General features: G+C 62.3%; 9 protein-coding genes and 1 tRNA gene. 7 read left to right on the top strand and 3 right to left on the bottom strand.

Translation table 11 applies throughout. The features are described from left to right. Nucleotides 1-56 precede the first annotated feature (56 nt). The 6 genes from AX729_RS06955 to AX729_RS06985 all read left to right on the top strand — a co-directional run bounded on the left by AX729_RS06955 (nucleotide 57) and on the right by AX729_RS06985 (nucleotide 5353). Nucleotides 57-281 carry a hypothetical protein gene (locus AX729_RS06955; RefSeq protein WP_025036737.1) on the top strand — a complete coding sequence of 75 codons (225 nt, stop codon included), beginning with the start codon at nucleotides 57-59 and terminating at the stop codon, nucleotides 279-281. Continuing rightward, nucleotides 278-1753, top strand: a complete 1476-nt coding sequence (gene gatA / locus AX729_RS06960; RefSeq protein WP_061021409.1) for an Asp-tRNA(Asn)/Glu-tRNA(Gln) amidotransferase subunit GatA — start codon at nucleotides 278-280, stop codon at nucleotides 1751-1753. Before AX729_RS06955 ends, gatA begins: the two co-directional genes overlap by 4 nt. After that, nucleotides 1744-2046 carry a hypothetical protein gene (locus AX729_RS06965; protein WP_156456768.1) on the top strand — a complete coding sequence of 101 codons (303 nt, stop codon included), beginning with the start codon at nucleotides 1744-1746 and terminating at the stop codon, nucleotides 2044-2046. Before gatA ends, AX729_RS06965 begins: the two co-directional genes overlap by 10 nt. Further along, a complete protein-coding gene (gatB, locus tag AX729_RS06970; protein WP_061021410.1) occupies nucleotides 2043-3521 on the top strand; it encodes an Asp-tRNA(Asn)/Glu-tRNA(Gln) amidotransferase subunit GatB in 1479 nt (492 codons plus the stop codon). Before AX729_RS06965 ends, gatB begins: the two co-directional genes overlap by 4 nt. Nucleotides 3522-3789: 268 nt before the next feature. After that, nucleotides 3790-3984 (top strand): hypothetical protein, encoded by a 195-nt coding sequence (locus AX729_RS40385; RefSeq protein ID WP_197433547.1) that lies wholly within the window; start codon nucleotides 3790-3792, stop codon nucleotides 3982-3984. Between the two features lie 1102 nt (nucleotides 3985-5086). Then, on the top strand, nucleotides 5087-5353 hold the full coding sequence (locus tag AX729_RS06985) for a hypothetical protein (RefSeq protein WP_061021412.1): 267 nt from the start codon (nucleotides 5087-5089) through the stop codon (nucleotides 5351-5353). Nucleotides 5354-5444: 91 nt separating this feature from the next. Here AX729_RS06985 and AX729_RS06990 read toward each other — a convergent pair whose 3' ends face one another. The 3 genes from AX729_RS06990 to AX729_RS07000 form a co-directional block, all read right to left on the bottom strand. Beyond that, complete coding sequence (locus AX729_RS06990; RefSeq protein ID WP_061021413.1) at nucleotides 5445-5729, bottom strand: YciI family protein; 285 nt, start codon at nucleotides 5727-5729, stop codon at nucleotides 5445-5447. Between the two features lie 10 nt (nucleotides 5730-5739). Next, complete coding sequence (locus AX729_RS06995) at nucleotides 5740-6339, bottom strand: TetR/AcrR family transcriptional regulator (protein WP_061021414.1); 600 nt, start codon at nucleotides 6337-6339, stop codon at nucleotides 5740-5742. Between the two features lie 211 nt (nucleotides 6340-6550). Next, nucleotides 6551-6643, bottom strand: a tRNA-Ser gene (locus AX729_RS07000). A gap of 761 nt (nucleotides 6644-7404) precedes the next feature. Here AX729_RS07000 and AX729_RS07005 point away from each other — a divergent pair. Continuing rightward, on the top strand, nucleotides 7405-7586 hold a 182-nt coding region (locus tag AX729_RS07005), incomplete at its 3' end, for a porin (RefSeq protein WP_197433548.1).

The raw sequence follows: 7586 nt of genomic DNA on the forward strand, positions 1-7586 counted from the left end.
TCGCGTTTTCGAGCGAAGAAAGCGCGTCAAATCAAAGAGTCTTGGGACGTGGTCCGATGTGTCTGCTTTGCGACGATGAGAAGGCCTATCAGGCCTACATGAATTACCTCGACAAGATGGAGCGGCAGGGCAAGGCTGCCGACCCCAATGTCGCCGTCAATGCCGTGCTCGACGAGATCGAGGCCGCTGCGAAAGCCGCCGCCAAGAAAAACGTCATGCAAGACGACCCGGCCAACGACAAGACCCTGTCTCCGTTCTTCTGCAGCCCGATCAATAAATGACCGATTTGACATCGCTGACGCTCGCCGAGGCCCGCAAGGGCCTCGCGGCCAAGACTTTCACGTCACTCGAGCTGACCGACGCGCATCTGAGCGCAATCGAGGCCGCGCGCGTGCTCAATGCCTTCGTGATGGAGACACCCGACCAGGCGCGCGCGATGGCGCGCAAGGCGGACAGCAAGATCGCCAAGGGCGATGCGGGCCCGCTCGCGGGCATCCCGCTCGGCATCAAGGACCTGTTCGCGACCAAGGGCGTGCGCACCACGGCGTGCTCGAGGATCCTCGGCAATTTCGTGCCGACATATGAATCCACCGTCACCTCGCAGCTCTGGCGCGACGGCGCGGTGATGCTCGGCAAGCTCAACAACGACGAGTTCGCGATGGGCTCGTCGAACGAGACCTCGTGTTTCGGGCCCGTCGGCAATCCCTGGCGGCGCGACGGCAGCAACACCACGCTGGTGCCGGGGGGGTCGTCGGGCGGTTCGGCCTCGGCCGTGGCGGCGCTGCTGTGCATGGGCGCGACCGCGACCGACACCGGCGGCTCGATCCGCCAGCCGGCGGCGTTCACTGCGACCGTCGGCATCAAGCCGACCTATGGCCGCTGCTCGCGCTGGGGCATCGTTGCTTTTGCGTCGTCGCTCGACCAGGCCGGTCCGATCGCACGCAGCGTCCGCGATGCCGCGATGCTGCTGCGTTCGATGGCCGGTCATGACCCCAAGGATACGACGTCGGTCGACATTCCGGTTCCGGACTACGAGGCCGCGATCGGCAAGTCCGTGAAGGGCATGAAGATCGGCATCCCCAGGGAGTATCGTCTCGACGGCATGCCGGCCGAGATCGAGAAACTCTGGAGCGAGGGTGCGGCCTGGCTGAAGGCGGCTGGCGCCGAACTCGTCGAGGTCTCGCTACCGCACACCAAATATGCGCTGCCGGCCTATTACATCGTGGCGCCGGCGGAGGCCTCCTCCAATCTCGCGCGCTATGACGGCGTGCGCTACGGCCTGCGCGAGCAGGGCAGGAACGTCATCGAGCTCTACGAGAATACCCGCGCCTCGGGCTTTGGCGCCGAGGTGAAACGCCGGGTCATGATCGGCACCTACGTGCTCTCGGCCGGCTATTACGACGCCTATTATCTGCGCGCCCAAAAAGTGCGGACGCTGATCAAGAAGGACTTCGAGGACTGCTTCGCGAAGGGAGTGGACGCCATCCTGACGCCGGCGACGCCGTCGGCTGCTTTCGGTATCGGCGAGAAGGGCGGCGCCGATCCGGTCGAGATGTATCTCAACGACATCTTCACGGTGACCGTGAACATGGCGGGCCTGCCCGGCATCGCGGTGCCCGCCGGCAAGGACACGCAGGGCCTTCCGCTCGGCCTGCAACTGATTGGCCGTCCGTTCGACGAGGAGACGCTGTTCTCGCTCGGCGAGGTGATCGAGCAGGCCGCCGGCCGCTTCACGCCTGCGAGGTGGTGGTGAATGTCGCTGATTTCATCGCGAGCCTCGACGGCGCGGCGCCGGCGCCGGACTTGAACGCGCCGCTCGCCGGGCTCTGGTGGGCGGCGAAGGGCGACTGGGACCGCGCGCACGGGATCGTTCAGGAGGACAGCAGCCGTGAGGCCGCCTGGGTGCACGCCTATCTGCACCGCGTCGAAGGCGACCTCGGTAACGCCGGCTACTGGTACCGCCAGGCTGGCCAGCCCACGGCAAAGGATTCATTGGAGGCAGAGTGGAAGCGGATCGCTGCCACGCTGCTCGGGAGCAAGACATGAGCACGGCCACGCACAAGCTTCTCAAGGGCGCCACGGGTGACTGGGAGATGGTCATCGGCATGGAGATTCATGCTCAGGTGACCTCGAACTCGAAACTGTTCTCGGGGGCCTCGACGGAATTCGGCGGCGAGCCGAACAGCCACGTGTCGCTGGTCGATGCCGCGATGCCGGGCATGCTGCCCGTTATCAACGAGGAATGCGTCAGGCAGGCTGTCCGGACCGGGCTCGGTCTCAACGCCAGGATCAATCTGCGTTCGGTCTTCGACCGCAAGAACTATTTTTATCCGGACTCGCCGCAGGGCTACCAGATCAGCCAATACAAGTCGCCGGTGGTGGGCGAGGGCGAGGTGCTGGTCGAACTCGACGGCGGCCGCAGCGTCAGCATCGGCATCGAGCGGCTGCATCTGGAGCAGGACGCCGGCAAGCTGCTGCACGACCGGTCGCCGACCATGTCCAATGTCGATCTCAACCGCTGCGGCGTGGCGCTGATGGAGATCGTCTCCAAGCCCGATATCCGCGACGCCGAGCAGGCCAAGGCCTATGTGACCAAGCTGCGCTCGATCCTGCGCTATCTCGGCACCTGCGACGGCGACATGGAGAAGGGATCCTTGCGCGCCGACGTCAACGTCTCCGTGCGCAAGCCCGGCGGGCCGCTCGGCACCCGTTGCGAGATCAAGAACATGAACTCCATCACCTTCATCGGGCAGGCGATCGAGTACGAGGCGCGGCGGCAGATCGAAATCCTCGAGGAGGGCGGCCAGATCGAGCAGGAGACGCGGCTCTACGACCCCAACAAGGGCGAGACGCGCTCGATGCGGTCCAAGGAAGAGGCGCATGACTACCGTTACTTTCCCGATCCCGACCTGCTGCCGCTTGAGTTCAGCCAGGAATTCGTCGACGAGTTGAAGGCGAAGCTGCCGGAGCTGCCGGACCAGAAGAAGACGCGCTTCGTCGCCGATTTCGGCCTGTCGGCTTACGATGCGAGCGTGCTGGTCGCCGAGCGCGAGAGCGCGGTGTTCTACGAGACGGTGCTCGACAGGCTCGGCAACCGCGCCCGCGACGGCAAGATGGCGGCGAACTGGGTGATCAACGAGCTGTTCGGCCGTCTCAACAAGGAAGGCCGGGACATTACGGGCTCTCCCGTCAACGCCGAACAGCTGGCAGCGATCATCGACCTGATCGGCGAGGGCACGATCTCCGGCAAGATCGCCAAGGATCTGTTCGAGATCGTCTGGCAGGAGGGCGGCGATCCCCGCGCGCTGGTGGAAAGCCGCGGCATGAAGCAGGTCACGGATCTTTCGGCGATCGAAAAGGTTGTCGACGACATCATCGCCGCCAATCCCGACAAGGCCGCGCAGGTCAAGGACAAGCCGCAGTCGCTCGGCTGGTTCGTCGGGCAAGTCATGAAGGCGTCGGGCGGCAAGGCCAACCCGCAGAGCGTCAACGACCTGCTCAAGTCCAAGCTCGGTCTCTAGCCTCGCGCGTTCGAGCGTGGTGACGGACGCGCTTCGTCACCACGCTTTCCGCTCCAGGTGCGACGCTCGCGCGCATCCTCGGAAGCAAACTTCATCCCGATTGACGGTGTCGCGGCGACCGAATCGCCGTCGCGCGATTCGCGCGAAACGGCGGCATGAACACGCTCCGACGAGCGCTCGCGCCGTTAAGCACGAAAATATTTTCGTTGCCAAAATTCGCGACTCAGAGTCCGCGAAGCGCTCCTGCGAGGCGATCGAGGAGATGGCGATGCGCATCATCGCGTCGATCGCGCGCGATGCGCGCGTGCAGAAAAATACTTGCTGCATAGTGTTTTCCTGCAATCGCATCTCTCTCGAACGTCGATGCTGCGAGGACTCTCTGTCGTCGCTCGCACAGCTCATGCAGTGCGTCTGCGTCGCGCTCGACAAGCGCACGCGCCTTGCGCCGTCAACACTTCTTTAAGCGAGAAGCTGTTTTTTTCTTCGTGTTGGTGTATTCGGGATGAAGTGCATTCGATCCCCGAGTGCACGCAGCGATTAAAGCCATCTCACACATCGGAGGGCAACATGGCCAAGAAAGCGAAGAAGGCGAAGAAGGCGAAGAAGGCGAAGAGCGCAGTGAAGAAGACTGCGAAGAAGACCCGCAAGGTCGCGAAGAAGAAGTAACTTCGCTTCTGAAGTTGCCGGCTCCAGACAGCCGGCACGTCATCAGCGCCTTCTAAGGTTCTGGTCGACGATAGAGGGTGTCGGCGAGACATCAGGTCAACGGTCGGACCGTTCTCTTTCGCGGTCCGGCAGAAGAAACGAGTTTTCTTCGTTCGGTGCGGTCCTCCTTTCAGAGAGTTCCGCAATTTCGCAAGCGGCCTTCGGGCCGACGTGAAATCTGGTCCTGACGTGTTCGCCGACGCCCTCGTTCCTGAGGCCGGGGTATTGCCGGCATTCCCTTCCCCCCCCCGACATCGCTGATCTGACTGCGACGTGGCCGCGCTGCCTTGAGGTAGGCGAGGGCCGTGCATGATTGCACGCCGTCTGCGTGCCGCTTCTCCAGGCGCGGTGTCATCGCCCGGCTCCGACCGGGCGATCCAGTACGCCGAGACGGTCGTGGTTGAAACGATGGGCCGCAGCGTACTGGATTCCCCGCCTGCGCGGGGAATGACAGGCGGGTGCGGCCACGACGGCGCGCCGCTCCATGAATTGGAGCCGTAGCACGCGCCACCGCGCGCGATGGTTATCGATGTCCCAAAATCCCAGGGTAAACCGAATCTGAGGAATCGCAGAAGTGCCTGCAAACCGGGGACTTTTTGGATTCCGTTCCTCGGCGCCGCGCGCTCGCGTTTACGTCTGCTTCATCGCGATACTTAAACTGCCATTCAAATTTGCCCGCCATCATCGCCTCCAACAAGCCGGCAAACGGCATGTGGAAGAAGACTCGGGGATGAGTTGAACGGCGCATGATCCCGGAAAAGTGGTTTTCCGGTTTTCCGGCAAGGGTCATGCGCAAATCAGAATCGGACGGGAGCCGCGCTCGGGGGAACGAGACGGCATAAGAACAAAGGGGATGCGTGATGTTTCAGGGTACTTTCGATCTGGAGACGGCGACGCCGACCGACGCGAGCGCGCTGTCGGACGTGCTGTTCGAGCGCGGAATCTATTGGGCGAGCGGCCGCTCCGGGATCGTCGATCTCGTCGCCGCGCACAAATGGTTCAACCTCGCTGCGTTGAAGGGCCGCAAGGACGCCGTGGTCCTGCGCCAGGAAGTCGCCGGGCAGATGTCGGACGCCGAGATCTCGGTCGCGCAGCGCGAGGCGAGGGCGTGGGTTTCCGCCCATTGAGCGGGGAAGCGCATCGGCGAGAAGAATTTGGGCGCCGCCGCGCTCCAGCGGCAACGCGGATGTCCAGCCGGCCGGGGATCGTCCCGCACGGTCAGGCTTTCAGGAAGGCGAGGCGCTGATCGGTGCGGCGCGGCGTCACGTCGAGGATTTCGGGCTTGACCACGCCTTCGGCCACGAAGGGATCGTCCTGAATGCGCGCCTCGATATCGGCAAGCGAGGCATTGTGCGCGAGGATCGTGCCGCCCGCATTCGGCTGCAAGCTTCCAACAAGCAGGAACACGCCATCGTCGAAGCCGCGTTGGATCCAGGCATTGTGCCCGTCCATCAATGACGCGGCTTTCGCCTTGTCGGCAAAGCGAAGACTAATGACGAACATGATCGCTCCATCAAACGGGTTGGCCGGAATAAGGTAAGGGAGCGGCCGGACATTGGGCCTGCAGCCAGGCATCCATGTCTGCGATCTCGCGGCGGATGAAATCCTCGTCGCGGAACGCGGTGGCGAGCGTTGCGACTCCCTGGCTGCGCATCAGAACGTGAAGAGCCAGCGCCTCCGCTTCGGCTTCACGACCGAGCGCAGTGAATTGCCGGGCGAGCCAGTCGCCGAACAGGGAAAACAGCCCGACAGCCTTGTCCTTGGCGGAATGATCGAGCTTCGCCAACTCGTTGGAGAGCGTCCCGACCGGGCAGCCATGTGCCATGATCTTCGTCCGGTTCGCGATGAGAATGTGGATGAAACTGCGGATGCGGTCTGCGGGCGAGTCCACCTCCTGTTCCCAGGAGGCCAGCATGGCGCTTGTGGTTGCGATGCGCCGCTCGATCACAGCATCGAGAATCTCGTCCTTGGTTTTGAAATGGTAATAGAAGTTGCCGCGCGACAGCCCGACCTCTCCAGCGATGTCGGCAAAAGATGTCGCTTCGAAGCCACTCTCGTAAAACAGCCGATCGGCGACACCCACGATCTGCTGACGCGTTTCGCTCGCACCCATTACATCCCGTCTCCACAAATCGCAGCACGGATCAGCAAGGCCGAGGATCGCGCCATAGGACGATTGACCTAAAAAATCTTAGGTCAAGTGTCCTAATGGGTCAATGGCGGCGTATCCTTGCGGCGCTGCGATCCGACTCATTCGCAGCGTCACATGGAGGAGGTAGGGGAATCAGCGCCACCTGGTTTCCGAATGGCGATTTTTGTCATGGTGGCGGAGAGGGAGGGATTCGAACCCTCGATACAGCTTGAGACCGTATGACGCTTTAGCAAAGCGTTGCCTTCAGCCACTCGGCCACCTCTCCGGTGCGAGCCTTATGCCCTTAATCGCGCGGGCCGGTCAATTTGGAAGCGTGTGTTTTCGTTCGAATATTCCCAGCGATCTTCCAAAGCAGAACGGGCTTGTCCCCGGGCGAGCGTGAAGCGCTGCGGAAACGGGCCCAAAGCTGGCACGTCTGGCGCATGGCTAGGCGCCATGGAAGGCTGGCGCCCCTAACTGGCTGCCGGCCACCCGCTTCCATTCCCTTCATTCATATAGAGCGTGCTTGCGGCTCGCCTCAGGCGCCGCAGTGACCGTGCTTGCCTCAGGCCGCCAGAGGCGCGCGATGCGCCTGCTCCTGAGTCCCCTTTCCTGATTCCACGATTCGAGCGCGTCGAAGCCGTTCCAGGCGAAGGTCTCGCCGAGGGCGCCTCATGTGGGGAACTTTGATGGCAAATGGAACCGCTCTGAAAATTTCAATATAAACAAAGTGTTACGAGGGCGATCTGATCACATCTGCGTGTTATTTGTGCAACACCCGTTGGAAAACACGTTTCATCGGCCCGTTTCGGCGCGTTCTGTTGTTGTGTGTGCAAGGGCGTTCGGTAATTGTGACTGAGCGACGGAGGGGGGCATCCCGAGGTCGTCCCGTTTTAGGTGGTTCGCTTAAGTCCCTCGCGTTCAGCGGGTGTGTCCGAAGGCGCGAAGCGACTAAGCGGTGAGTTAAAGGGACAAGGGAACCAACCTTAGGGTGTCGTCACCCAGCGGATCCGGAACCTTCCCTATAGAGCAACTTGGAGGTTTAACATGAAGTTGATTAACAGCCTTTTGCTCGGTTCAGCGGCGGGTCTGATCGCCGTTGGCGGAGCGCAGGCAGCCGATCTCCCCGTGAAGGCCAAAGCGGTCGAATACGTGAAGATCTGCTCCCTGTACGGTGCCGGATTCTACTACATCCCGGGCACTGACACCTGCATCAAGCTGGGTGGTTA

It is taken from the genome of Bradyrhizobium sp. CCH5-F6, from assembly GCF_001556045.1.
In the GTDB taxonomy this organism is placed as follows: Bacteria; Pseudomonadota; Alphaproteobacteria; order Rhizobiales; family Xanthobacteraceae; genus Bradyrhizobium.

Excerpts from the sequence above, each read along its gene's own strand:
- AX729_RS06995 (WP_061021414.1), bottom strand. The coding sequence starts at position 6,339 with ATGGGTGCGAGCGAAACGCGTCAGCAGATCGTGGGTGTCGCCGATCGG.
- AX729_RS06955 (WP_025036737.1), top strand. The coding sequence starts at position 57 with ATGTGTCTGCTTTGCGACGATGAGAAGGCCTATCAGGCCTACATGAAT.
- AX729_RS40385 (WP_197433547.1), top strand. The coding sequence starts at position 3,790 with ATGCGCATCATCGCGTCGATCGCGCGCGATGCGCGCGTGCAGAAAAAT.
- gatA (WP_061021409.1), top strand. The coding sequence starts at position 278 with ATGACCGATTTGACATCGCTGACGCTCGCCGAGGCCCGCAAGGGCCTC.
- AX729_RS06985 (WP_061021412.1), top strand. The coding sequence starts at position 5,087 with ATGTTTCAGGGTACTTTCGATCTGGAGACGGCGACGCCGACCGACGCG.
- AX729_RS06990 (WP_061021413.1), bottom strand. The coding sequence starts at position 5,729 with ATGTTCGTCATTAGTCTTCGCTTTGCCGACAAGGCGAAAGCCGCGTCA.
- gatB (WP_061021410.1), top strand. The coding sequence starts at position 2,043 with ATGAGCACGGCCACGCACAAGCTTCTCAAGGGCGCCACGGGTGACTGG.